The organism is Paenibacillus sp. CR_12 (assembly GCF_041953985.1).
Taxonomy (GTDB): Bacteria; Bacillota; Bacilli; order Paenibacillales; family Paenibacillaceae; genus Paenibacillus_AQ; species Paenibacillus_AQ lautus_A.
Genome location: NZ_JAVFHO010000011.1, coordinates 1 through 26,118, shown reverse-complemented (window position 1 = coordinate 26,118; position 26,118 = coordinate 1). Strand labels below are relative to the sequence as shown.

Here is a 26,118-nt window from a genome sequence, read left to right as displayed (position 1 = left end):
AAAGGAGATGGCGGTAATGAATTTGGATTCCCGAATATATGTGGCTGGTCATCGCGGTCTCGTGGGATCTGCCATTGTCAGGGCATTGGAGTTGCAAGGATATCGCAACCTGGTTACCCGTACCAGCCAGGAGCTGGACTTGCGTGAACGTGATCGCGTGGAACGCTTCTTCAGCAGTGAAGGGATAGAGTATGTGTTTCTAGCTGCCGCCAAAGTCGGCGGTATCATTGCGAACCGGGATCACCCAGCGGATTTCATACGGGACAATCTTCTAATCCAGAATAATATCATTGATCTTTCCTATCGGTACGGGGTAAAAAAACTGCTCTTTCTCGGATCTACCTGCATCTACCCCAAACTGGCTCCGCAGCCAATGAAGGAAGAATATTTGATGACCGGCGCCCTGGAGCCTACCAATGAGCCCTATGCCGTTGCCAAAATCGCGGGAATCACGATGTGCCAATCGTACAATCGGCAGTATGGTACCCGGTTCATTTCGGCCATGCCTACGAACTTATACGGCCCGAACGATAACTACGATCTGGAAACCTCCCATGTTCTTCCCGCGCTGCTGCGAAAGATACATGAGGCTAAGGAGACAGGTCAACGCGAGGTGGAAATTTGGGGTACCGGTCAGCCGAAGCGGGAATTCCTTTACGCTGACGATCTTGCCGATGCCTGTTTGTTCCTGATGAAGCATTACGAGGACAATACAATCGTCAATATCGGTTGCGGAGAGGATGTGTCCATCCGGGAACTTGCAGAGAGCATAGCCTCCACTGTCGGTTATGACGGAAGTTTTGTCTATAACGCCTCTAAGCCCGACGGTACGCCCAGAAAGCTGGTGGATGTCAGCAAGCTGACAGCCCTCGGCTGGAAGCCGTCGATCAGCCTTGAGCAAGGATTGGCCCGAACCTATGAGCACTATTTAGAATCGCAACAGATCTACAGTAAATCCGTTGGAGGATCAATATGAAAAGAGCATTAATCACTGGCGTTACCGGTCAAGACGGTTCGTATTTGGCTGAGTTTCTTCTAAGCAAAGGGTACGAGGTTTTTGGATTGCGCCGCCGGACCAGCACACCTAATTACGAGAACGTGACCCATATTAAAGATAAGATTCACTGGATATCCGGGGATCTGACCGATCTCGCCTCGTTAATCGAAGCGGTCCGCATCGCCGATCCGCACGAAGTATATAACCTGGCAGCCCAGTCCTATGTAGCCGCTTCTTGGCCGCAGCCGCTGGCAACGGGCCAAATGACGGCGATCAGCGTAACCAATATGCTGGAGGCGGTCCGGCTGGTGAAGCCGGAGGCGCGTTTCTATCAGGCGTCCAGCAGCGAAATGTTTGGCAAGGTCGTGGAAACGCCTCAGAAAGAGACAACGCCTTTCTATCCCCGGAGCCCTTATGGGGTAGCCAAGGTATACGGCCATTGGATCACGGTGAATTATCGCGAAAGCTTCGGGATGTTCGCATGCTCCGGCATTTTATTTAATCATGAGTCGCCCAGAAGGGGATTGGAGTTCGTTACCAGGAAGGTCACGGATGCCGTTGCCCGGATCAAGCATGGTTTGCAGCAGGAGCTGCGAATGGGGAATCTGGATGCATTGAGGGATTGGGGATTTGCAGGGGATTATATCAAAGCCATGTGGCTCATGCTCCAGCAAGAGCAGCCGGACGATTTCGTGATATCAACGGGCGAAATGCACACCGTAAGGGAACTCCTTGAGGTAGCCTTCTCTTACGTGGGCTTGCATTACGAGGATTACGTCGTCATTGATCCCGAATTCGTGCGTCCTGCGGAGGTAGACCTGCTCCTTGGCGATTGCACAAAAGCTAAAGAGCAGCTCGGGTGGGAGCTTGAGGTCAGCTTTGAACAGCTGATTAAGATGATGGTAGACGAGGACATGAAGCGGGTGCGCGCAGAGATCAAATACCAAGAAGCGCTGTCGGCGGCATACGTGTGAGAAGCAAACGATCGTCCAGCACGCGGCATAAGTTAGAAAGGTTTCACGATCTTCGCAAACTCACCCGTAATCGAACGGTCAACGGCGGTTTGTGGATATTTGCAGGGCGGGCATTCTTCGCGGGGTCCGCGCTGCTCATTAATATCTTACTGTCCAGGGTACTGAATACGGCAGCCTTCGGCGCCTATTTGATGGCTTTCAATATCGCCTTTTTTGGCGGCGTGGTTGGCACGCTGGGTTTGAACCAGAGCATCATACGTTTTTTGGCCGAGCAGAGGGAGAAAGGAAGGCAGGCATGGGCCCGTAAAACCGCGCTGCTGTCTCTGAAGATTGCGATGCTCGGAGCAGCCGGTACAGGCATACTGTATACATTCCTGCAGCTGACGCTGCTTCGAGGGGTTTTGGGCTCGGAAATTATGGCATCGGCTGCGTTATGGACCGGGCTGTGGATCATGTTAACGGTTTTGCAAAATGTAATGGCCGAAACCTTTCGGGGACACGGTGATGTGAGGCAGGCTACATTGTTTAGCGGCGTTTTGTCCAACTTTCTCATGCTGGCAGGTTTAGGGTTGTTGATGTGGCTGGGGCGTTCATCATTATCGTTGGAGCATGCGCTCATCTTGGTTACGGTCTGCATGGGGATTAGCTGCTTCGTCGCCGGTTGGAGATTGCTGAAGCTTCTCCAGGGAGGGTTCCGGAACCCAACGAATGAGCCGGCCTTAGATCATGGGCCAAACGCTCGGCGGCTGCTTGCCGTCTCTCTCCCGATGATGGCTTCGAACGTCGCGCTGTTTATGCTCACCTCTAGCGATATCTGGATTCTGGGCGTTTTTTACGATGAGAGCGAAGTGGCGATTTATGGTGCAGCCGTACGCTTAATGGCCGTGCTTAATTTCTTCGTCGTGTTGATGAATACGCTGATGACAAGCATCATTTCCAAGTATTTCGGCAGCGGCCAGTTCCCGAGCATTCAAAATGCCGGCCGGATCATTGTTGGCATATCTACGCTGCCCGCAATCGTCATTGGAATGGTTTTTATGTTGATGGGCGAGCAAGTGCTTCAATTGGCATTTGGATCTGCCTATGGCTCAGGTCATGCCATTCTGGCCATCTTGTCGCTGGGTCAGCTCATCAATTTATTCGCAGGCCCTTCAGGACTCCTTCTGACCTTAACCGGCCATGAGCGGGCCATGTTGAGAATCACGCTGATTACCAGTGTCGTGACGGTAATTGCGGCCGTGACGGTCGTTCATGCATGGGGACCGTTTGCGCTTGCCGTCGTGATGGTATGCGGTTTGCTTGCGCAGAACGGTTGGATGTGGGTAGAGGTGCGGCGAAGACTCGGCATTTCGGTGCATTTCCACCCTGTTGATCTGATACGTCAGTTGATGCGTCTGGCAGGCAGGAACAAAAACATGGAACAGCAAGTTCGATTAAAGGGAGCCAGTTACAAATGATACGGACTCAATGGGTAGAAGACAGATCTGAAGTTTTTCTCTCCGTAGTCACGGTCTGCAGAAATAATCTACAGGGTCTGATCAAAACGTGGCAAAGCGTGAAGTCGCAATCCTGCTCGCTCGAATGGATCGTCGTTGACGGCAACTCGGATGACGGCACGCTGGCTTTTCTTCAGAATATTGAAGATGAACGAGTGTCCTTTGTCAGTGAACCGGATCAAGGGATATATGATGCGATGAATAAAGGGCTGGAATGTTGCAATGGCCAGTATGTGGTCTTCATGAATTCCGGCGATCGATTTTATGATGATACGATAGGCGAACGGCTTCGTATGCAAGCTATCCAGCATCATCTCCCGGATTTGCTGTACGGCGATGCGCTTGAAGAAGCGCGGTCGGGTGAACTGTTGTATAAGACGGCACGCAGTCATAAGCGCATGTGGTACGGCATGTTTACGCATCACCAATCCATGGCTTTCAGGCGGGGGAGTTTGAGCAGCATCAGATATCGTCTGGAATACCCGATCGGAGCGGATTATGCCCTGACAGCGGAACTCTTGTTGCAGGGCGGGACCGCAGCGTACCTCCGTAAACCCATATGCATTTTTGAGCAGGGCGGTATCTCCCAAACCCAGCATAAACAAGGCCAACGGGACCAGTGGTTTATCCGTAAAACCATTCTCGGGATGCCTATCGTCCTCCGCGCTTCGATCGCGCTGCTGCAATGGGGCGTTCGTTTGGTTAAACATAGCTTTCCTAAAATCTATAAGAGGGTGCGCTTTTCCTATGAAAAATAAAATCCCGGTGTCCGTCATTATCATGACGAAGAACGAGGAAAAAAACATAGCCAAGTGCTTGGCTTCGGTATCCGCTTTTGACGAGGTGTTCGTCGTGGATTCCAACAGCACGGATCGAACATGTGCCATTGCACGGGAAATGGGTGCACATGTCATCAATTTTACATGGAATGGCCAATATCCGAAGAAAAAGCAATGGTGCCTTGAGGAGCTGCCGTTCCGCAATGACTACGTGTTTTACGTGGATGCGGATGAAGAAGCCACACCCCGGCTGGTCGCCGAGATGGAGGGGTTGTTTCAAGAAAAGCGGGATTTGGCGGCAGGCTATTTCGTGGCGTATGACTATGTATTCATGAACAAGGTGCTGAAGCACGGGCACAGGATGTATAAGCTGGTACTGTTCCACCGCCGGTTAGGCAGATTTCTGGACCATGACGATCTGTCGGCGTCGAACATGTGGGAAGTGGAAGGGCATTATCAGCCTCAGATTGATGGAAGTACCGGGGTGCTCAGCAGCTGTATGGTGCACTATGATCATGATTCCCTGTTTGATTATTTCGCGAAGCATAACCGTTATTCGGATTGGGAGGCGGTTGTGCGCACCAATGGCGGCTTTCGGAACCTGAACGAATCCCAAATTTTCATCCGAAGCCTCCAGAAGAAGCTGTTCGACCGGATGCCTTTGAAGTGGGCGGTTGCATTTATACACTCTTATATCATTAAGCTTGGCTTTCTCGATGGTTCCGCCGGCTTCCACTATGCTTTCGCACGTTCGGTTTATTACTGGCAGATCGGAATCAAGATGTCGGAGCTCCGGAAAGTAAGCCAGGGGACATGAACAGCCGTACTGCTATCGGTAATCAGTTGTCCCCGGTCCCGACTGGAGGAGGAATTATGGGGGGGCTTGCCTTTATTCTGGCCCTCTTGATTTACGCTATCTTCAGCGCGCCCTTTCCAGCCAATCCCGGCATGACGGAAGTGCTGATCGCGGCGTTGCTGGTATTGTTTGTTTCGCTTCCGACAGGAATTCTGGTCATGAGCGGCGGTTTTACGCTGTATCGCAGATATGACACCGTCCCCATGCCGCTGCATTTGGGCTTTTTTGTGCTGCTGTGGCTGGGGCTGCTGAATGGAGGCGTCATATATCGTTGGGATTCAACGGATATACTGCGAGATCTTATTCCATGCGTATATTTGTTTGTCCCTTTATTGCTGCTTCCCGCAATGAATCGTTCCAAATTCAAATGGCTGTCTATTCTTCCGTGGCTCATCGCGGTAATGGGCGTTATTTTATCCATCAGATTCTATATGGAAGTTCGCATTTCGCCGCTGGATATCGGGAAAATGTATTATTTTGATAATTTTCTGTATTTGCCTTATGACCCGAGCGTTTCGTTTGCCGGCGTCTTCCTGACGATTATGGCCGTGCATACGTGGAAAAGCACGAATCCGCTCCGCTGGCTAAGCAGCCTGGCCATGCTGATCGGCGGTTTTTTGGCGTTAGGTTCGCTCATGGCCGTAGCGCAGCGGGCCCCTCTGGGGTTGGCAGCCCTATGCTTTGCGGTGTATTTCGGCGTAAGTTCCGGAAGGTCTGTACGGAAGTTGATCGTCATTATCGTGATCTTGATAGGAGCCGGGATTCTGGCCCAGGAGCAGATCACGAGCTCGTTTGATTTGCTGTTATCCAAGCAGGTGAACTACGGAGCGAACGGGAAGACGGATGAATTGGCGGCCGTGCTTCAGGAAACGTCCAAGTCGGTGTATACGCTGCTGCTTGGTATAGGCTGGGGGGGACTGTTTTTTGATCCGACCTACATGTCCGAGGTCTCGTTTACTCATTCGGCGTTTACCTTCTTCCTGTTAAAGGGAGGGGTTATCGGCATTACTGTCTTTTTGGCTTATCTGAGCTGGATTATATGGAAGTGCTTAAAGCGCGTAAACATGCAGAATCTCCCGTACATGCTTGGGGCCGGGGTTCCGATCATGATCGGATTGTTGTTCCAGCCCAGTTTCAAGACCCTCTCCTACGGAATGCTCCTCACCGTTCTGATCTTAAAAGATAAGGAGTCAATCCCATGAATCACAATCTGAGTTTCCCTGCGGATACATTGCATAATCGGGGCAGAAGCTCAGTGGCCAACTTGGGGGGATTCGGATTTATAGCAGCGTTGCTGTTATATGCCTTGTTCAGTTCCCCTTTTCCAGCAGAGCCCGGGATCGCGGAAGCTTTGATTGCTGTTCTTCTGATCTTGTTTGTATCGATCCCGACCGGAATCATTGTTATGGGCGGCGGTTTCTCGTTATATCGCCATTACGGTACCGTGCCTGTCGTTATTCATGCCGGCTTCTTCTTTTTGCTGTGGATTGGGCTTCTGAACGGCGGTGTCGTTTATGGGTGGGATATGACGGATATTATTCGCGATTTGATTCCGTGCGTGTATCTGTTCGTTCCGCTCCTGCTCTTGCCGGCAATGAAACGCTCAACGCTCAACTGGCTTGCGATATTGCCTTGGATCATCTCCGTAATGGGCGTTATTTTATCCATCAGATTCTACGTGGTTGTACAGATTTCCCCTCTGGAAGTAGGCAGAATGTATTACTTTGATAATTTTCTGTATCTTCCGTATGATCCCAGCGTTTCGTTTGCCGGCGTATTTCTTCCCATCATGGCGGTTCATACGTGGAAAAGCTCCAGCCCGTTTCGCTGGCTGGGGAGCCTCGTGATGCTGACTGGCGGTTTCCTGGCCCTCGGGTCTCTCATGGCCGTTGCGCAGCGCGCGCCGCTTGCGCTTGCTATGCTGTGCTTTGCCGTTTACTTCATCGTGAGCTCGCGCAAATCGATGAATAAGCTGATCATCGGTCTGATCATTCTTGTCGCCGCAGGGATGCTTGCCCAGGAGCAAATATCCAACTCATTTGAATTGTTGGTATCCAAACAGGAGGATTTCGGCGCAAACGGAAAAACGGATGAGCTCGCCGCCGTACTGGCTGAAACGTCCGCCTCTCCGTATTCCATGCTGCTGGGAGTAGGGTGGGGAGGCCTGTTTCACGATCCGGCGGTAAACAACATTCTTGTATCCTACACTCATTCGGCGGTTAGCTTTTTCCTGCTCAAGGGAGGGCTGATCGGGATTGCAGTGTTGATGACTTATCTGATCTGGATCCTGTATAGGGCTCTTCAGCGGTTTACGATCACCATGCTCCCCTACATGCTGGCAGCCTTTGTACCTGTCATTATCGGCTTGTTGTTTCAGGTCAGCTATAAAACCTTGTCGTACGGAATGATCCTTACCATGATCTGTTTGATACATAAGGATCCCGGTAGCGTTCATTCAGGCGGCGAAAAGAACATTCCAAGACAGTAAGGGGACATGAAATGAAAAAAGAAATCGTGTTTGTGGCCAATTATTTTCATCCGGATTATGCTTCGTCCGGGCAGCTGCTAACTGAACTTTGTTTGGAGCTCCAGCATGATTTTGATGTGACGGTTATCGCCGTTCAGCCGGAAAACGCAAACCACGTCCAGAAGAAAAGAATGTTTGAATACGATCAACTGGAACGTATACGGATTATCCGTCTTCGTACTCCTCAAGTGAATAAGCGAAGCAAATTCAGCCGCATCCTGTTTATTCTCTCCTATTTTCTATTGGCTGTTATCGCATTGCTTCGCATTAAGAAAGTGGATGTCATCTATACGATATCTTCTCCTCCGATTATCGGCGGATTGATTGGCGCCATCGGCAAGGTGCTGAAACGCGGGAAACTCGTCTATAACATCATGGATTTTAATCCGGAGCAAGCCGAAGCTATCAGTTACACGAATCGAAAATGGCTGTTTCGTCTGGCCAAGAGAATGGATAATTTGAGCTGCCGCATAGCCGACCATATCATCACGGTTGGACAGGACATGCAAGAGACGCTGAACAGCCGCTTTCGTGGACGCAGGGTACCGAGCAACAGCGTAATTAATAACTGGACCGACGAGCAGGATATCACGCCGCTGCCCCGCAGCGATGCTAACGTGTCGAAGTTTTTGAAAGATCATGATCTGCAGGGAAAATTTATCGTGATGTACTCGGGGAATCTCGGTCTTTATTACGATCTGGAGAACATTATACGGGTCGCTTCGGATTTTAAGGATCATCCGGATATCCTGTTCGTTTTTATCGGCGATGGCGCCATGAAGCCCGAGATGCAGCGATATGTGGAGGAGAAGGGATTGGGGAATGTTCGGTTCCTTCCGTTTCAGCCTAAAGAAAACATCAAATACTCTCTATGCGCTGCGGATGTCCATTTGGTCGTCAATCAGAAAGGGATCAAGGGCGTCTCGGTTCCAAGCAAAATCTACGGCGTCATGGCCGCCGGAAAGCCGATACTCGGCGTTCTTGAGCAAGGAAGCGAAGCCGCCGTCCTTATTAAGGAAAGCGGATGCGGAGTCGTTGTGGAACCGCAACAATACCGCGAAATCTCCCAGCACATAGCGAATATGTATGCATGCGGTACGGAAACGTTGGAATTGACCGGACGTGGCGGAAGATTGTATTTGGAACGGTATCTTGCCAAGGCTCAGTCAATCGACAAATACCGGACGCTCCTGCAGTCCATATAGATGCTGTGATAAAAGGATGGAGGGAAAGTAGTAAGATGAAGATTATTTTATTGTCCGGCGGTTCGGGTAAGCGTCTGTGGCCTCTCTCCAACGAGCTTCGCTCCAAACAGTTCCTTAAGGTGCTCCCTGGAGAAGAAGGAGAATCCGAGTCCATGGTGCAGCGCGTTTGGAAGCAATTGCAGAGGAGCAACTTGGCGGATTCATCCTTTATAGCCGCAGGCATTTCGCAGATTGAAATTATTCGAAATCAGCTTCCCGGCAGGGTGCCGATCATCGTAGAGCCGCAGCGCAGAGATACGTTCCCTGCGATCGCGCTAGCCGCCGTGTATCTGTATTCCATAGCCAACGTCAATTTACAGGAAACAGTTACCGTACTGCCGGTAGATCCTTTTGTGGAGGAGCCGTTCTTTCATACAATGTCTTCTTTGGATCGCGTTTTGGAAGAGTCCGGAGCGGATATAGCGCTTATGGGGGTCAAGCCAACCTATCCTTCGGAGAAGTACGGTTATATTCTCCCTGAACAGACGGAGGATGCCTCGTGTGGTTACCGCAACGTAAAAAGCTTTAAAGAAAAACCAAGCGAAGAGCAGGCTTCGCAATACATCGCACAATCCGCTTATTGGAACTGCGGCGTGTTCTCTTTTAAGCTGGACTATCTGATCCAGCTTCTGATCGATAAGGGACTGCCGATTCAATATGAGGAAATGTCCAAACAGTATGCAAGGCTCTCGAAGATTAGCTTCGATTATGAGGTGATCGAGAAGGCTCGGCGCGTCGTGGTGGTTCCTTATGAAGGGAGCTGGAAGGATCTGGGCACTTGGAACACGCTTACAGAGGAGATTCCATCGCCGATCAACGGGAAAGGGACCATCAGCGACGATTGCTACAACACCCATTTGATTAATGAACTGGATATTCCGGTAGCGGTGCTGGGACTCTCCAATGTCGTGGTAGCCACTGGCGCAGACGGCATCCTGGTTACGGAGAAATCATCCAGCCCGCGGTTGAAGGAATTTATTTCTCATATCGAACAACGGCCCATGTATGAGGAACGCCGCTGGGGATGGTACCGTGTACTCGATCTGCAAAAGCATAAGAACGGACATGAGGTTCTTACCAAGCGGATTCGGATTGATGCAGGAAAGAACTCCAGCTATCATTATCATCTGCATCGCGAAGAATACTGGACGATCACCAGCGGTACAGGTGAAGTCTGCATTCAAGACCAGGTAAAGTCCGTTCAGGCTGGGGATGTGCTCAAAATACCCGCCGGCACTTTGCATGGAATTCGCGCGCTTGAGGATCTTGAATTCATTGAGGTTCAATCCGGTACCGAAGTATCAGAGGAGGATACGATCCGGTTAACCTTTCAATGGGAAGAGATGACCCAGTTCGTCTAAGGACAAAGGTAATTTCATGACGGGGGAGAATGCCGTGGGCAGAAACAGAAGCAGCTACAGGAGCAGGAGGCTCCTGTTTATCATCGTCATCGTTTTCGTTTGGATGAGCATCATTTTTTTCTTCTCCTCCCAGTCGTACCAGCAGCAGGATCTAAGGCCGTGGCTGCAGGAGCACTTGCCAGAGGCGGCGATTGAACACTGGTTTTCATGGGTTTCGTTTACTTATGCCGGAGAGATCGTTAGCATCGATGCCAAGGGTGTGCCCGGTTTCGTTGAATTTTTTATCCGAAAGGCAGCCCACATCGGGGAATACTTCGTCCTTGGTGGCTTGTTGCTGCTGCTGTTGACGAATTTGCTGCGGATCAGGGCTAGCATAGTCATACCTGTGTCATGGTGCTTGTGCGCGTTGTATGCCGTTAGCGACGAGCTGCATCAAAGCACATCGGGGTACCGCATCTTTAAGGCACAGGATGTTGTCCTGGATTCGATTGCCGCATTGGTCGGAATAACGCTGGTCAGTGCATATACATATTGGAGGTCTATGAAATCGAGGCCGAGGGAAGTGTTAGATCGGAAAGGATGACGAGGCATGAAAAAATGGCTGAAGATTACTGCGGGAGCGCTCGTGAGTCTGACCGTGTTGGCAGGCGGTTATGGTGTGTATGTGTACCAGTCCGTCAAAGCGACGGCTGAACAAATTTATGAGCAGCGGGAACCCTCATCGCCTCCCGCTTTTATAACAGCCGATCCCATCCTGCAGGAAATCCAGACGGCGGATATTGATCGGCGCGAGCCCTTTACGGTGCTTGTGCTGGGAGTAGACGAACGCCCGAATGACCGGGGAAGGTCGGACGCGATGATTATGCTGTCCGTCAATCCGTCGAAACAGTCGATCCTGATGTTTAACATTCCTCGAGACACTCGTACAGTCATCGCGGACCGCGGCACGGAGGATAAAATCAATCATGCCTACGCGTTCGGAGGCATCCAAATGTCCGTACGGACCGTTGAGGAATGGCTCCGATTTCCGGTGAATTATTACGTTAAAGTCAACATGGAGGGTTTTGCGAACATCATAGACGCGCTTGGCGGAGTCGATATTGATAACGCGTTGGCATTTGATTATGAGGGCCATCATTTTGCCAAGGGACGGCTGCATTTGAACGGCCGGGAAGCATTGGCTTTTTCCCGGATGCGTTATGAGGATCCCCGCGGCGATTTAGGCAGGAACTCCAGGCAGCGTCAAATCGTGAAAGAAGTATTGAACAGCGCGCTTGACGTTTCAACGGTCTTCAAGCTTGAAGCTTTGCTTAAGGAGGTCGGGTCAAGCGTAAAGACAGACGTCCGATTTGATGAAATGAAGACGTTTGTAACCGACTATCGCCAGGATATGAAAACCATCAAACAGATCGAAATTCAGGGAGGCGGGCAGAAGATCGGCGGTGTCTGGTATTATCAAGTGAGCGAGAAGGAACGTCAGCGTATCCATCAACTGCTTAAAGAGCATATGGATCGAAACGAATGAGACGATGAGTGCATGGATGCTTAATGGCTCTGACAATGAAACAGCGGGCATGAAAAGAGGGGGAAGACGTTAAGTCTTCACCCTCTCCGTGTTGTATTGCATCATGATCATCGCATCGATTATCCTAACTTGATCCAGGAATGGACGCCTTTTGAACGCTGTTTGCAAATATACAGCGAATCTACCCCGTTACTGTCCTCAACCATGATGATTCGGCCGCGGTGGGCAGCAGAAGCAGCCGGTATCGCAGGCAACGGACTGAGAATCATGCTGCTGGAGCGAACCAATTCGGTAAAGACAGCCGAACTCGCGATCGTTTCCTCCCCGTAAGGAATGTTATTTACCAGATTCGGCAGCACGAATATCGAATGGACTTGGAGATTAAGCGGCTCGTATACCACGAGGTCGACGATGTCCGTGTAGTATTTCTTGAACGTTTTCGTAATGGTAAAGCGTTCGGAGCCGGAAGGAAGAATAAGAGTCAGATCGTTGGTGTCCCCGCCGATATCAATAAATAGCGGTGTTGATTTCCCCGACAGGTTCGTGCCAGACAGCACGAAGGTGTAATATTCATGCTTATGCAGACGTTCTACGGTTCTCATACGGAGCTTGGTCTTTGAGCCGGTTGAACTTTGGGTGACGATACAGCCGGATGGAGCCGCTTGTTTAAAGGCAAAGCCCGGGTCAGGTTCGATGGAGTATGGGACATCATTCGTAAACATGGCGCTGAGAGACGGGTTTCGAAGCAGGTTATGGCCAGAGGAGCCGATATAAGGTACGGTACGTCGTTCCGTTAAATAGAATGCATCCCGAAATGATGTCCGGTCCGCGATATTCTCGACAACTACGCAGCCGACAGGGTCCTTGATAAGCGTACCGTGTGTCGTATTGGGATGATTGGCTTGAATCCGGTAGTTACGCGGTCCGAGGATGATATCCTGCGATGCCGTAGAACCCGGATCTACGGTGACGATGTATCCTTTATTGGGATTGTAATCCGTGATCGCGTAGTGATCCAGACGGCATCCGTCAATCCACACGCCTGACGTATGTCCGTAAATTCCCACAAAGCTCTCATAGGTCGCTTCCGCATGGCATTCTTCGATCGAAACGGCACGGGCATTATCCAGCTTGATGAGTGGGGCGGTCATCACTTGATTCGCCGCAATCGCATCCCTCATGACATCTTCCTCGGTGCGTCCCTCTGCAGGAGAAGCAGGGGGGACGGTTTGTTCGCTCCTCTCAAAGGCCGTTGAGGTAATATGAATGCTGTCCGAATTCACAATTTCCAGATGGGGGTAATTTCGCACAGACCTGGAGAAGAAACAGCTATCAATCGTTGTGCACAACACAATATCCTCTAACTTTAAGCCCGTACCCAAGTAACCCGTCTCCTGCCAGAAACGGCAATCGCGAAACGAGATCATATAGCCTCCATAGCCCGATGTGGGATTCGTCCCGCTTCGCATCCCCTGAATATAAACTCCGAATTTTCCTTCACCGCATGCGCTTGAGAAGAAACGCTCAAACATTTGGTGTGCGCCCTGCGGCAGATAGATGCCACCACCCGCAGCGTGGTTAATATAAAAATCCCTAAATAAGATAGTCTCGGCCATGTCTTTATCGCTGTATAGGGCAAAATCTGTTCCCGTATAAATAATACCGCTGTCATACATTCCGTCCCCGTAGATGGTAAGTCCAATTCCTTGCGTGGCGTTGGTGTTGGGCCTTTCCTGTTTCGGTAATACCAAGGTTTGCGTTATGCGATATCGGCCTTTAGGCATATAGATGACGGAATATGCACCGGAGGCACACGCTTGGATCGCTTGTTGGAAGGCTAACGTATCATCTGAAACGCCATCACCTTTTGCACCGAAATTTTTCACATTGGCTTGACTGTTCAGTACAGGCATTTTCGTACCCTCCCATCTGTCGGAATGTTATCCTCATACAAAATATGATCAAGCATCGGCCGGAGTGATGTCAATTCACCTAATTGTCCTTAAATAGCCAAGAAATATTTATGTTTTCGTTTGACAAAAGAGTGCAAATTTATTAGGATACATTCTGTATCAACAACCATTATATCAAGCCATTTCTCATTGGGAGTGGAACATTCATGGAAAATGAACTGAAAATGTACTGTATATGTTGTCGTCGGATCGTGTCGATGATCGAGGGAGTCAGCGTGTTTAAAACCGGTTTCTATCGATACGATATGCCTATGGGCATATGTGGAAAGTGCAAAACGGCTCCATCCAATGAGCTATTTTACATGGCGCAGGACCTTTGAATGATTGGCTGATTCAGACGGCTTGGAGCGGAGTCTATTAGACTCATGCCTGGTATTGTGTATAATGGGGAATATTGAACTTGTTTCGTTAGGGGCAAAGGAGAATTCACATGAAGCAGGAACCGCTGGTAAGACTGCTCGGGGTTACGAAAAAAATATCGTCGAAGGTTCTGGTAGATGATGTGACCTTTGATATCGCACCTGGACAAATCTTCGGATTCCTTGGGCCGAACGGGGCAGGCAAGACGACAACCATCCGCATGATGGTCGGGCTGATGTCCATTACCCAAGGGGATATAACCATCGGGGGATACAGCATTCGGAAAAATTATGAGCAGGCTGCTGCCCAGATCGGGGCGATCGTCGAGAATCCGGAAATGTACAAGTTTCTATCCGGTTACAATAATTTGAAGCATTTTGCACGCATGATGCAGGGGATTACGAAGGAGCGTATCGACGAAGTGGTGGAACTCGTCGGGCTCGGGAACCGGATCCATGAGAAGGTGCAGACCTATTCGCTGGGGATGCGCCAACGGCTCGGAGTGGCACAGGCGCTGCTGCACCGGCCCAAACTTCTGATCCTGGACGAGCCTACGAACGGCTTGGACCCGCAGGGCATTCGGGAGCTGCGTGATTATTTGCGGCGATTGACGCAGGAGGAAGGGACCACCGTATTCGTATCCAGCCATCTGCTGTCGGAAATGGAGCTGATGTGCGATACCGTCGGCATCATCCGTCACGGCAAGCTGGTCGATATTCGGCAGCTTCGCACGGACGGGGGAGAGCGGATGTTTGAAGAGACGGCATTTACCGTCAGCGACGCGGATGCCGCCGCAGCGCTCCTCCAGGACTACCAGGCGACAGCCCGGGAGCATCGCGTCCTTGTTCGCGGTGACCGGGATATGATTGCGGACATCAATGCGGCATTGGTCGAAGCGGGCATACGCGTATATGCCATACAGCCGGTAACCCGGTCGCTGGAGGATCAATTTTTGGAAATGACGGGAGGGGGATCTCTTGTTGAATAACTTTACCCGTCTTGTTGCCAATGAGAATATGAAAATTTACTACCGCGTGCGGACTTGGGTCATGCTGGGCATACTTGTCTTATTTAATGCGGCCATGCCTGTCATGCTGTACTTGACGGATGCGCCGATGGATGTCTGGACCGTGTTCACTTGGACGGAGAGTTTCACCATATACCTCAGCGCGATCTTCACGGTTGTCATCGCCGCGGATATCGTGGCCGGGGAATTTAGCGGGGGGACCATCAAATTGCTGCTGATCCGGCCGTGGAGCCGGGGGAAGATTCTGTTATCCAAATTCGCCGCCTTGTGTCTGTTCGGGCTGCTCTGTGCGGGAGTCACCATGGCGGTGGGCATCGCTGTCTCGATGCTGCTGTTTTCCGGCAATGCCGGATTCTCGGACGGATTTGATGGATCGCCCATGAGCAATTCCCTCTTGCTCCTGCTGACGGATACGATCCAGGTGTTTGTCATTTCGCTGATTGCATTTATGCTCTCCACGGTATTCCGTTCAGGCGGCCTTGCGATTGGATTATCGCTGCTGGTCCTGTTTACGAAAGATATCTTCGGTTTTATCTTTAACCCGGAGCGGTTTGTATGGGCGAAGTATTTGCTCTTTCTTCACACCGATCTGAGCGGGTACATCAGCTCGCCCGTCGGGCCGGGAGGCGTTGGGATGGGCTTTTCCGTAGCGATTTTGGCCGTCTATTGCTTACTGTTCATGCTGGTCTCGTGGCTGGCCTTCACCAAGAGAGACGTAGCAGCATAATTCATAACGATGAGAAAAGAGCTCCTTCCGCCGTGTGGGTCACATGGATGAGAAGGGGCTCTTTGATTGTGTCGGCTGTAGGATCCGGCCGAAGCGGATATCGTGTTCGAATTCGGGTGGTCGTCCATACGCCGGGTTAACCTGCTTCCGGACGCTTAAGGGGCAGTGCGGCGTCAATGGATTCCGAGGCTTCCTGAGAAGAGGTCTGCTGGTCCATCCGGCTTGCCCCGTGAAGAAGCCCGCCCTCCATAACGATAAGGGAAGCTGCGTGAACATCCCCGTACATTTGCCCCGTTGTCGTAATCGTCAGTTTATTTTCCGCAATCACATCCCCATAGACCTTGCCGGCCACGATGACTTCCCGAGCGGAAATATTGGAGCGGGCAATCGCGGCTTCGCCTATGGTGACGCAGCCTTGGCTTTCGATGGAGCCGTTAAAGCGGCCGTCGATCCTCAGGTCATCCTCGCATTGCAGGACGCCCTCCACTTCGCTTCCTGGCCCGATCAGCGTATCGGTCCGCTCTGTCGCCCGTTTCTTCTTGTTTTTCTTCTTCATCTGTCATTCCTCCTATTCGAAAATGGATGGTGTGCTTATTGCAGATAAGGCAAAGGGTCAATCGTCTGATTGTTTTTGACGACCTGGAAATGAAGGTGGGGGCCCGTGCTTCGCCCGGAGGAGCCCAGCTTGCCAATCGTTTCGCCCTGCTCGACATGATCGCCTGCCGACACGTCCAGGCTGTCCAGATGCATGTACCACGTCTCCAGACCATTCGGATGCCTGATGACGATATACACCCCCCGCGCCCCGCTGCGTTCCGCTGCCGTCACCTCGCCGGCGCCTGCGGCATAGATAGGATCGCCGGTTTTCCCGGCAATATCGATGCCGGCATGATAGGCCGAGCGGCCGGTAAAAGGATCGCTACGATAACCAAAATTCGAGGTGAGCCGCTTGGAGGTGGTCGGCCATAATGAAGGCGTGCCCTCACGCCTTTCCTGGGTTTCCTGGGCCTGATCCAGCGTACGCGGAATATGCTGCTCCATGCGTGAAATCAGCTGCTGCATGTTCTCGAAATCATCCTGGGTCTCCTTGGCGAGGTTTAACATTTCATTCTCATGAACGGCAATGAATTCACCGCCGACATGCTGCTTATCCTCGTCAGCGATGGAGGAGGTCTGGCCGGACAGGCTGCCGTGCTTCTCAATAAACTGCTGAAGCTCCTGCTCCAGCTGCTGAACGCGCTCCATCTGGACCTTCGTTTGCTCTGCTTCACCCGATAGCTGAATGATCGCTTTATTTAGGCGTTCGATGGCTTCATCCTTATCGGTGACCGTCACTTCCATCTTTAAGGCTTCCAGGCTTTTCAGCGTCAGCTGCTGCTCCAGCCCCGAGATGGTCTGAGCCGACTGGATCTGGAGGGAAACGATCAGTCCGGCGATGGACAAAATAGCGGCCGCGGGCACCGCTATCATCAAAGGTTTGGACAGATGGACCTGTTTGACTGAATGCTGGGCATCCCGAAGCACCAGCAAGGTTAAGCGTTGTTTACGGTGTGCGGTTTTCATGGCATCTCCCTTCCATGCATTATTTATGGTTTACAAGGGCACCCGCTAGACTTGGCCAACTCCTTATCTAGTATGTATTCTATTCTTTCGAAGAACATGTCAAAAATTATTAGATAAGAGAACTTATTCAGTATGGCGCCGCATTGGGTAATTGAATAAATACATATGGAATTGGTCAATGATGTAGTGTAGTTAATTGCTTGTCTTTCATTTCAAACGTTTTGACAAAGGGCTGCTCAATATATTATTCATCGTGAGGAGGCTGCCGATATGGTGTGGCTTCTGGTTGCACTTATTACTTTTATTTTGCAGATGGTTGCGGTGCTGCTGCTTGAGTTTCGAAATCCGTCCAAGGCCGTGGCATGGCTGTTTATTTTATTTTGCCTCCCCTTTATCGGGTTTGTACTCTATTTCTTTGTGGCGCAGGATTACCAGAAGCGATTGAAGATTCGCAAGCGGGGTTCCCGTTTGTTTCAGGAAATCAGGGCGCATTTGTGGGATCGGGCGGCGGTCGTCAGAAGAAAAGGAGATATGAACAATCCCGGCTTTCATCATAATGACCGTTTGTTCAATCTGCTCAATCACTTGTCGGAGAGTCCCATCACGGGCTGTAATCAAAGCCGGGTGTTGACCGATGGGGAAGAGACGTATGAGGCCATGCTGAACGCCATGGAGGAGGCCAAGGATCACATTCACGTGGAGTTTTACATCTTTCGCCATGACCGGATCGGCACGAAGTTTCAGGACGTCATGATTCGAAAAGCGCAGGAAGGCGTCAAGGTGCGCCTGGTTTGTGACGGGCTGGGCAGTTATAAACTCAAGAAAACATTCATTCAACGCTTCAAAGAATCGGGAGTGGAGTTCTATTTCTTCCTGCCCGCAATGGTCTCGATGTTCAGCCGCAGAATCAATTACCGGAACCACCGCAAAATCGTCGTCGTGGACGGCACGATCGGTTTTCTGGGCGGCATTAACGTCGGGGACGACTATCTTGGCGAATATCCGAATATGGGCTACTGGCGCGACACGCATCTGGAAGTAAAGGGGGATGCGGTCTATTTTCTGCAAAATGTGTTTCTGCACGATTGGAAGCTTGCGTCCGGAGAGCGCATTGCGGATTTCGGGCTGTTTCCGGAGCATCAATGCACCGGGGAGGAGCAAGTGCAGATATTGAGCAGCGGACCGGATCTGAACTGGAATGCCATTCAGGAAATGTGCTTCGGGGCGATTTCCGTGGCCAAAGAACGGATATGGATCACCACGCCGTATTTCATTCCCGATGAAGGTATTTATGAAGCCCTGAAGACGGCTGCGGTGAGCGGCGTGGACGTACGGATCATTATTCCGGATCACGCCGATTCCCGCCTCGTCAAGATGGCAAGCTTGTCCTACGTGGAAGAGCTGCTGGCAGCGGGAGTCAAGTTCTACGAGTATGAAAAAGGGTTCATCCATGCCAAGGTGCTCATTGTGGACGAGCTTCTCGGTTCGGTCGGTACGGCGAATATGGATATGCGGAGTTTCTTCTGTAACTTCGAGCTGACGGCCGTGCTGTTCGATCGGCTGCCTATTGAGCGGTTGGTTTCGGATTTTAAGGAAGATCTGCAACATAGCAGGCTTATTGATGCGGAGGTGTTCCGTCAGCGCGGAAGATGGCAGAAAGCGGCCGAAATTATGTGCAGGATGCTGTCGCCATTGCTGTAAAAGTAATATTTTACATGAGATGTGAGAATGACGGAAATCCGAGTAAAAAGCAGGATAAACTGCGAAAAATCTATGTCCCGCTTTTATTTATATGATAGAATATTTATATAGGATCCACTTATAAATATATATTAGCTTAGTTTCATAAAGTTGAACGGGGGAGATTTATGTCAAGTGATGTGAAGATTCTGGCGCAAGTGAAAGCGGAGCAGCAGAAGCCGGAGAATCCCAAGGCAGGCTCAGCGACCTTGAAGCTTCTCCGCCGTCTGGTGTTCTTAACTTTCGGCGCGATTTTGATGGCAGTAGGGCTGGAAATCTTTCTGGTGCCGAACAAGATTATTGACGGAGGGATTACCGGAATCTCGATTATGGTTTCCCATATCACCGATATTCCGCTGGGTGTATTCCTGACTTTGTTCAACCTTCCGTTTTTGTTTATGGGATATAAACAGATCGGAAAAACCTTCGCATTATCCACGCTGTTCGCCGTATTGGTCATGTCCGTCGGCACTTATTTCCTGCATCCCGTCGATCCGATCACGATCGATCCGCTGCTTGCGGCCGTGTTCGGCGGCGTGCTTCTCGGAATCGGGGTCGGCCTTGTTATCCGGTCCGGCGGTTCCTTGGACGGCACGGAAATCGTGGCCATTCTGATCAACAAGAGAACGCCGTTCTCCGTCGGCGAAATCGTGATGTTCATCAACGTATTCATTCTAGGCAGCGCAGGTTTCATTTTCGGCTGGGACCATGCCATGTACTCGCTGATTGCGTATTACCTTGCGTTTAAATTGATCGATATTACCATTGAAGGCATTGATCAATCCAAATCGGTTTGGATTATCAGTGATAAGCATAAGGAGATCGGTGATGCGCTGACCCAGCGTTTGGGACGCGGCGTAACCTACCTCGAAGGCGAGGGCGCTTATTCCGGAGACAGCAAGAAGGTTATCTTTGTGGTTATCACTCGCCTGGAAGAAGCAAAGCTCAAATCCATTGTGGAAGACTGGGACTCCCAGGCCTTCGTAGCCGTCGGCAACATCCATGATGTGAAGGGCGGCCGCTTTAAGAAAAAGGCAATCCATTAATACAATCATTTCAGGCTCCACCCGGTGCGAGAGTTAGCGCGGGCGGAGCCATTTTTTGTTTAAAGAGTATCGGCTTGCAGGCGCAGCGCCTTCTTCTCGCGCACATAATGGCGGATGATTCGCGACATGGCCTGCACGGCGGCGGTTTGACCGACGGCCTGGTTCACGGTTCCGGTGAAATAGAGGCCCGACTCCGGGTGATGGAAGGCAAATGCCCCGGATTGGCCCCAGTGGCCGATGAGTCCGCGTCCCAGACTGAAAGGAGATAGCGGCTGTCTTGAAATGCCGATGCCATAGAAGAAGGGGCCGGGAGCAAACAGGAAGTTCCACTGCCTCTGGAGCTCCCCCAAATCACCCAGCGGAAACAAATCCCCGTTAAAAAAGGATCGCAAAAACGTCATCGTTTCCCTTGCCGTGGAGACGATCCCGCCCTCCGCACCGACTGATGCCATATACAAGGGAAGGTCCAGTCGCTTCTGCTTGTAATGGAACGGAACGGGGGACGCATCCTCCGGGTCATGATAAAAATAGGTTTGCGTCAGCTTGAGCTTGTCGAAGATGTATTCCTGGAATACGGCCTGAATGGATTCGCCCTTGATATTCTCGATGATTTGGCCAAGCAGCCGATAGTTGGTGTCGGAATATTGGGCTTTTTTCTGCTGTCCCGGTTTGAATTTAGGCGTTTTCCTTTTGGCCGCGGCCAGGACTTGGTCCAGGCTCCAAGCTCGATCCTTCCCGGCGATCAGATTCGAGAAGACGGTTTCCGAGAAATAGTCCGGGATGCCGGACGTATTGGACATCAAATGCTGAACGGTGATTTCTTCGCCGTAATCCCTGTTCTTAAACCTGTGGAGCCCGGTCATAATCTCTTCGGGCAGGTGCTTGCCAATGGGATCATGGAGCTCCAGCCGCCGCTCGGCGCGTAATTTCAAGAGTACGGCAGTCACGTACAACTTGGTCACGCTGGCAATGAAATAGCGGTCGTCAGGCTGCATATCACCTCCGCTGCCGACTATGGACAATGACCGCTCCTGGTCCTCGACGCACATCACTGTGCTAAACACATTTCTTTTATTGGCGATTTGAGTCACACATGCATCCAGAACCGATTGCTTCAGGATTGTTCCCATTGCCGTTCTACCTCCCATGAATCGTAATTTTTCTTTCCTTCAGTTTAGATTCCCTTTCCCTCATGTTTCCGGGCACGCGCAGCACGTATGAACGCTTCAGCGGCTTCGTCCATCATATTCATCATCTGCTCGTCATCCACGTTCTTCGTGAACAGATCGTTTGCCACCATGACGCAGAGACCTGTCTGAAACACCTGCATGTTCAATAAAATAGATTGCAGCTCCTGATCCGAAAATCCCGCGAGCTCCGGATCCTGCCTCATCAATCCGATAACTTCGTCCAGTTGTTCCGGCGTATTCTTCATATGGGGATTGTCCTTCATCATGAGGTCCCGATAAAGCACGGGATATTCCTTGGCAAAGCGGAGACTTGCCATGCCGATATCCCGGAACGGCTGTCCGGATTGCTGCTCCATGATCATTCCTCTGGCCACATGGAAGGCTCTTTCGACGACCTGCTGAAGCAGTTCCTGGACGTCGTTGAAATTGACATAGATCGGCGCGATGGAGCTGCCGAGACGTTCGGCTACTTTTCGGATCGTAATGGACTCGATGCCATCCGTTTTGGCAATGTCGAATGCGGCTAGCACGATATCTTGTTTGGTAAACTTCGTTTTTGGTGCCATGATGTCTACAGCTCCTTAAGTTATTCATATGTAGAACGATCAATATATATCACTTGATATATATTGATTATAATGAGTAATTGGACCGATTTCAATCCGATTCTCATGAAGCGTTCATGGAATCATGATTTGTAAATCCAGTAAAACCCACTTATAATAAGAACATATGTTTGTTAAAATAAAGAATAATGACATAGAGCATGGCAGGTCCAGGGAGGAGGAAGCGGAATGGCTCGTACGCAATATGAACGCATAACCACCAAGCAAACATTAAACCGAGTGAAGGAAGAGCGGATGCCCTTCGACTGGTCCATCAATCCGTATCGAGGTTGTGGACATGGCTGCAGCTTTTGCTACGCCCGCGCATTTCAATCGTTTATCGGGATGGGAGCGGAAGACGAGTTCCAGCACCATATTTTTATGAAGTCGAATGCGGCGGAAGCGTTGGAGAAGCAGCTGTCGAGCGCGGCGAGGAAGTTTAACTATGACATTGAAGCGATGCGGAGATCGATCGGACAGGTGACGATCGGAACGGCAACCGACCCGTACCAGCCGATCGAGGGCAAGGAGACCCTTACGCGGGAATGTCTGAAGCTGCTCGCTAAATACCGCATTTCTACCAGCATTACGACGCGTTCTCCGCTCGTATTGAGGGATTTGGATATCTTGACCCGGATGGAGAACGTGTCCGTCAACATGAGTCTCAACACGCTGAGCGGGGACGTCATCCGGAAGCTGGAGCCGGCATCGCCTCATCCGGAGGCCAGGCTTGATGCGATTCACAGATTATCGGCTGCAGGCATAAGAACAGGCTTGTTTGTGGCGCCTGTACTGCCCTTTTTGACGGACGAGGAGCCGGAACTGAAGGAGCTCTTGTCCCAGGCCAAGGAAAGAGGCGTTTCCTTTGCGATGATCTCCTTGCTGAGACTGTCGCGCGACGTGAAGAAATGGTACCTCGAAACGCTGAAACACCATTTCCCCGAGGTGGTTCAATCCTACCGCGAGTTATATGGGCAAGGTGCTTATGCGGAAGAGCATTACGTTCGTTCCTTCAAGTCGATGGCGTCCAGGCTGTTGAACGAATATGGGCTGAGCGGATTGACCATGGGGGCACCTGCTGCTGTCAACCGGTCCGGACCGATTGCAGCCTCGGAGAACGATACATCGGATGAAGGGGCCAACGATCACCCTGCGAGGGAATGGGCTGCTCCTGTACGTCCAAGGAAGCTTCCTCAACCGGCGGCCCCGGTTTCCGGAGAGGAGCTTAAACCCGATGTTGAGCAGCTATCCTTTCCTTTTTGACGCTGCCTTACCCTTTGGCAACAGATGCCGGATGACATTCTCGATCGGTTGGGGCGGCAGGGTCTGCAGCAGGTCGCCCTTTTCCCTCAGCCGTTCTTCGATGTTCAGCAGGTGAAACTCCGTGGGAGAAACGTCCTGGCGGACTTCGTCCCACGTGAGCGGCGTGGAGACGGTCCCGAGCCGCCGGGCCCGCGGGGTATAAGGAGCGGCGAGCGTCCTTCCGCTGTAGTGCTGAAGATAATCGAAGTAGATTTTATCGCCGCGGTTCTTCTTCAGCCGCTCGATGGTGAACAGCTTCGGGAACTTCTCCGTCACGTATTGGCCCACGAATTGGCCAACCGTTCGAAGTTCATCGAACGTTACGCCTTCCGGAATCGGAACGATGATCTGCACTCCGGTCGCTCCCGAGGTTTTCGGGACGGAGGACAGGCCCAGGGAGCTCAGCACGTCCCCTACAATGGCCGTCGCCTCCATAATCCGGGGCTCCTCCGGGAGCGTGGGATCCAAATCGATCATCCATTCGCAGGGCAGATGGCTGCCTGCCAGATGCAGGGAAGGGTGAAACTCAAGCGCAGCCAGATTCCCCAGCCAGAGCAGCTCCGGCAGCCCGTTGAGCAGCACGTAGTTAATATTTTCGTGCACATAAGTCTGAACAAAGGGCGGCAGCGGCTCGGGTGCATTTTTCTGGTAGAAGGATTCGCCTTGCGCTCCGTGCGGATACCGGATGGTCGTGAGCAGCCTGCCCCGGCAGTACCGGAGCAAGAAAGGCGAGATGGCCGCAAGCTTTTGCAAATACATTGCCTTGGTAATGCCGACCTCCGGCCACAGCGGTTTGTCGGGATTCGTAATTTGAATCTCTTGCCCCTCGATCGTCAGGGTGCCTTTAACGGTACGAGCCATATGGTTTACACCCCCTCAATCGATACGAGTTTGGGATGGCGCATCATGCCATCCTGGCTCCACTCGAGAAATGTGACCTGGACTGATAAAGGCTGGCTAAGCCAGGCCAGCTGTTCTTTCTTCAGGTCGGTATGGAGCGTTCTCCATACCGCGTCAGCACGATGGCTTTCGGCATATTGCAGCAGTTTCTTCTTCGTTTGCTCATTGAGCCCCAGGGAAGCCCGGCCGATGTAGTTCCCATCGTCGTCTGCGATGACGAGGCTGGCTACGCGACCTTCCCTGATGATCATGGCGACGGCGGAGGCTGCCATGTTCACGGCAATTTTCTTTTTGTACCAATCCCGATGCTTTTTGCCCTCACGGTATGGCGAGGAGAGGCGCTTCATGACAATGCCCTCCCAACCGCGCTGTTCCGCCCAGTCCCATAACGGTTCGCCTTCAAGAAACAGATCGGCGGTCAGCAGGCCCGGAATGTCGGAAACCGTCTCCTTGAGACGATGATGACGTTCCAGATAAGGCAGCTTGCGCAAGTCCTCGTCGCCATCCACCAAGATATCGAACAGCACATAAGTAAACAGAGGAGCGCTCGTACTGACCGTACGCGAACGCTCCCGCTGAAGAACCTTCTGAAAGACGGGGCGGCCAAGCTCCGGATGAAAATACACGACCTCGCCATCCAGGAGAAGACGCCGATCCTGCAGGACGGATAAAGCCTGAACGATTTCGGGGTACAGGGATGTTTTGTCGAGCAGCTTGCGGGAATACAGGGATACGCGGTTCTGGTCAAGCCCGGCCAGAATGCGTACGCCATCCCATTTCAGCTGATAACCCCAATCTTCGCCGGTCGTAATCTGATCCGTCGAGATCGGAGCCATCGGCTCTTTCGGCAGCAAATTTTGCAACTGTCCCATGCGGCTTTAGGATGGGGAATCGGATTTCTTGGATTTGGCCGTCCGGCGTTTCGGCTTTGGTGCATCCGCGTCAGCTTCCCCGCCGCTGACCTTGGCTGCAGGCTCTTTGGCAGCGGTCTTCCGGGTCGTTTTACGCGGCTTCGGCTTGGTGCCCGGGTCCGTTCCGATCGGCTTGACGGCCTCGATGCTGGCCTGAAGGGCCGCCATCAGATCCACAACGTTGGTCTCCTGACGAGCAGGGGCAATCTTGATCTCTTCGCCGGACACTTTGCTGTTGATCAGGTCCAGCAGGCGTTCGCGATAATCATCCGTATATTTTTCAGGGTCAAAGGGAGTCGACAACTGGTCAATCAGCAGTTTGGCCATATCCAGCTCCTTGGCGTTGACCTCGGTTCGCTCAGGCAAATTCGGGACCTGCGAAATCGGCCGGATTTCATCCGGGTAGAAAATCGTCTCGATCGACAGGCATTCATCCAGCACGCGAATCGCAGCCAAACTGCTCTTGGAGCGAATGGCAATTTTGGCGATGCCGATTTTGCCGGACTGCTTCATCGCTTCCAGCAGCAGCCGGTATGCATTGGCACCTGCTTGATCCGGCGAGAGATAGTAGGTCTTCTGGAAGTAGATCGGATCGATCTCGGTCAGATCGACAAAGTCCAGAATGGTGATGTTTTTGCTGTTCGCTTCGGCGAGCTGCTCCAGCTCTTCTTTTTCGAACAACACGAATTTCCCCTTCTCGTACTCATAGCCCTTCGTAATCTCCTCCCAGGAAACCTCCTCTTCACATACCGGACATTTGCGGATGTAGGAGAGCGGGCTGCCGCACTCCTTGTGAATGTACCGCATCGAAATATCCTTGTCTTCCGTAGCCGAGAACATCTTCACCGGCACGTGCACCAGACCAAAGCTGATCGCGCCCTTCCAAACCGTATGCATTCTATGAAACCTCCTATCAAGTTCTAATATGTTTTGGGTATGACCGTGTAGTAAACGCAATAAACGACGACTATAATTTTTTGAACTACCTCTAGTAGTGCGTGTTCAAAAAGGTCGG

24 protein-coding genes are annotated in these 26,118 nt (G+C 51.5%); 16 read left to right on the top strand and 8 right to left on the bottom strand.

What is annotated here, in order from left to right:
- Window positions 1-16: 16 nt before the first annotated feature.
- Genes RB297_RS27685 through RB297_RS27635 form a run of 11 tightly spaced genes read left to right on the top strand, consistent with a single transcriptional unit; the run spans window position 17 to window position 11,759 of the window.
- The gene (locus tag RB297_RS27685; RefSeq protein ID WP_096776558.1) at window positions 17-976 is read left to right on the top strand and encodes a GDP-L-fucose synthase family protein; all 960 of its coding nucleotides are present in this window, start codon (window positions 17-19) and stop codon (window positions 974-976) included.
- The gene (gmd, locus tag RB297_RS27680; protein ID WP_009590886.1) at window positions 973-1,971 is read left to right on the top strand and encodes a GDP-mannose 4,6-dehydratase; all 999 of its coding nucleotides are present in this window, start codon (window positions 973-975) and stop codon (window positions 1,969-1,971) included. The genes RB297_RS27685 and gmd overlap by 4 nt, the downstream gene beginning before the upstream one ends.
- Window positions 1,968-3,428 (top strand): oligosaccharide flippase family protein, encoded by a 1,461-nt coding sequence (locus RB297_RS27675; RefSeq protein WP_375121906.1) that lies wholly within the window; start codon window positions 1,968-1,970, stop codon window positions 3,426-3,428. The genes gmd and RB297_RS27675 overlap by 4 nt, the downstream gene beginning before the upstream one ends.
- Window positions 3,425-4,225, top strand: coding sequence for a glycosyltransferase family 2 protein (locus tag RB297_RS27670; protein ID WP_096776557.1), 801 nt, complete (start codon window positions 3,425-3,427; stop codon window positions 4,223-4,225). Before RB297_RS27675 ends, RB297_RS27670 begins: the two co-directional genes overlap by 4 nt.
- On the top strand, window positions 4,215-5,063 hold the full coding sequence (locus tag RB297_RS27665) for a glycosyltransferase family 2 protein (protein WP_015737317.1): 849 nt from the start codon (window positions 4,215-4,217) through the stop codon (window positions 5,061-5,063). Before RB297_RS27670 ends, RB297_RS27665 begins: the two co-directional genes overlap by 11 nt.
- Window positions 5,064-5,119: 56 nt before the next feature.
- Window positions 5,120-6,304 carry a hypothetical protein gene (locus RB297_RS27660; RefSeq protein ID WP_096776556.1) on the top strand — a complete coding sequence of 395 codons (1,185 nt, stop codon included), beginning with the start codon at window positions 5,120-5,122 and terminating at the stop codon, window positions 6,302-6,304.
- Complete coding sequence (locus tag RB297_RS27655; RefSeq protein ID WP_036665164.1) at window positions 6,301-7,590, top strand: hypothetical protein; 1,290 nt, start codon at window positions 6,301-6,303, stop codon at window positions 7,588-7,590. Before RB297_RS27660 ends, RB297_RS27655 begins: the two co-directional genes overlap by 4 nt.
- Window positions 7,591-7,601: 11 nt before the next feature.
- Complete coding sequence (locus RB297_RS27650) at window positions 7,602-8,834, top strand: glycosyltransferase family 4 protein (protein WP_036665166.1); 1,233 nt, start codon at window positions 7,602-7,604, stop codon at window positions 8,832-8,834.
- 35 nt (window positions 8,835-8,869) lie between these two features.
- Window positions 8,870-10,234, top strand: a complete 1,365-nt coding sequence (locus tag RB297_RS27645; RefSeq protein WP_096776555.1) for a sugar phosphate nucleotidyltransferase — start codon at window positions 8,870-8,872, stop codon at window positions 10,232-10,234.
- A gap of 34 nt (window positions 10,235-10,268) precedes the next feature.
- A complete protein-coding gene (locus tag RB297_RS27640) occupies window positions 10,269-10,817 on the top strand; it encodes a VanZ family protein (RefSeq protein WP_015737312.1) in 549 nt (182 codons plus the stop codon).
- 6 nt (window positions 10,818-10,823) lie between these two features.
- Complete coding sequence (locus RB297_RS27635) at window positions 10,824-11,759, top strand: LCP family glycopolymer transferase (RefSeq protein WP_096776554.1); 936 nt, start codon at window positions 10,824-10,826, stop codon at window positions 11,757-11,759.
- Between the two features lie 119 nt (window positions 11,760-11,878).
- Here RB297_RS27635 and RB297_RS27630 read toward each other — a convergent pair whose 3' ends face one another.
- On the bottom strand, window positions 11,879-13,672 hold the full coding sequence (locus RB297_RS27630) for a glycosyl hydrolase family 28-related protein (protein WP_375121905.1): 1,794 nt from the start codon (window positions 13,670-13,672) through the stop codon (window positions 11,879-11,881).
- Between the two features lie 490 nt (window positions 13,673-14,162).
- On the opposite strand from RB297_RS27630, the gene RB297_RS27625 reads away from it, so the two are divergent.
- The gene (locus RB297_RS27625; RefSeq protein ID WP_015737308.1) at window positions 14,163-15,080 is read left to right on the top strand and encodes an ABC transporter ATP-binding protein; all 918 of its coding nucleotides are present in this window, start codon (window positions 14,163-14,165) and stop codon (window positions 15,078-15,080) included.
- A complete protein-coding gene (locus RB297_RS27620) occupies window positions 15,073-15,846 on the top strand; it encodes an ABC transporter permease (RefSeq protein ID WP_375121904.1) in 774 nt (257 codons plus the stop codon). Before RB297_RS27625 ends, RB297_RS27620 begins: the two co-directional genes overlap by 8 nt.
- 136 nt (window positions 15,847-15,982) lie before the next feature.
- Here the strand turns inward: RB297_RS27620 and RB297_RS27615 are convergent, their stop codons facing one another.
- Complete coding sequence (locus tag RB297_RS27615) at window positions 15,983-16,402, bottom strand: bactofilin family protein (RefSeq protein WP_096776551.1); 420 nt, start codon at window positions 16,400-16,402, stop codon at window positions 15,983-15,985.
- A gap of 35 nt (window positions 16,403-16,437) precedes the next feature.
- Window positions 16,438-17,409, bottom strand: coding sequence for a M23 family metallopeptidase (locus RB297_RS27610; protein WP_375121903.1), 972 nt, complete (start codon window positions 17,407-17,409; stop codon window positions 16,438-16,440).
- 270 nt (window positions 17,410-17,679) lie between these two features.
- Here RB297_RS27610 and cls point away from each other — a divergent pair, with 270 nt between their 5' ends.
- Window positions 17,680-19,110 (top strand): cardiolipin synthase, encoded by a 1,431-nt coding sequence (gene cls / locus RB297_RS27605; RefSeq protein WP_015737305.1) that lies wholly within the window; start codon window positions 17,680-17,682, stop codon window positions 19,108-19,110.
- Between the two features lie 167 nt (window positions 19,111-19,277).
- Window positions 19,278-20,195 carry a YitT family protein gene (locus tag RB297_RS27600; protein WP_015737304.1) on the top strand — a complete coding sequence of 306 codons (918 nt, stop codon included), beginning with the start codon at window positions 19,278-19,280 and terminating at the stop codon, window positions 20,193-20,195.
- A 59-nt stretch (window positions 20,196-20,254) separates the two neighbouring features.
- Here RB297_RS27600 and RB297_RS27595 read toward each other — a convergent pair whose 3' ends face one another.
- Together RB297_RS27595 and RB297_RS27590 are read right to left on the bottom strand one after the other, a co-directional pair.
- Window positions 20,255-21,325 carry a serine hydrolase domain-containing protein gene (locus RB297_RS27595; RefSeq protein WP_375121902.1) on the bottom strand — a complete coding sequence of 357 codons (1,071 nt, stop codon included), beginning with the start codon at window positions 21,323-21,325 and terminating at the stop codon, window positions 20,255-20,257.
- 44 nt (window positions 21,326-21,369) lie between these two features.
- A complete protein-coding gene (locus RB297_RS27590; RefSeq protein WP_375121901.1) occupies window positions 21,370-21,951 on the bottom strand; it encodes a TetR/AcrR family transcriptional regulator in 582 nt (193 codons plus the stop codon).
- A gap of 228 nt (window positions 21,952-22,179) precedes the next feature.
- Between RB297_RS27590 and RB297_RS27585 the strand changes: the two genes are divergently transcribed.
- A complete protein-coding gene (locus RB297_RS27585; RefSeq protein ID WP_375121900.1) occupies window positions 22,180-23,253 on the top strand; it encodes an SPL family radical SAM protein in 1,074 nt (357 codons plus the stop codon).
- On the opposite strand, the gene ligD is transcribed toward RB297_RS27585, so the two are convergent.
- The 3 genes from ligD to ku are packed head-to-tail and all read right to left on the bottom strand — an operon-like array spanning window position 23,236 to window position 26,000.
- The gene (gene ligD / locus RB297_RS27580; protein WP_009590907.1) at window positions 23,236-24,153 is read right to left on the bottom strand and encodes a non-homologous end-joining DNA ligase; all 918 of its coding nucleotides are present in this window, start codon (window positions 24,151-24,153) and stop codon (window positions 23,236-23,238) included. The two genes, RB297_RS27585 and ligD, sit on opposite strands and share 18 nt — an antisense overlap.
- A 5-nt stretch (window positions 24,154-24,158) precedes the next feature.
- Window positions 24,159-25,046, bottom strand: a complete 888-nt coding sequence (locus RB297_RS27575; RefSeq protein WP_255250649.1) for an ATP-dependent DNA ligase — start codon at window positions 25,044-25,046, stop codon at window positions 24,159-24,161.
- A gap of 24 nt (window positions 25,047-25,070) precedes the next feature.
- Window positions 25,071-26,000, bottom strand: coding sequence for a non-homologous end joining protein Ku (gene ku, locus RB297_RS27570; RefSeq protein WP_375121899.1), 930 nt, complete (start codon window positions 25,998-26,000; stop codon window positions 25,071-25,073).
- Window positions 26,001-26,118: the final 118 nt, after the last annotated feature.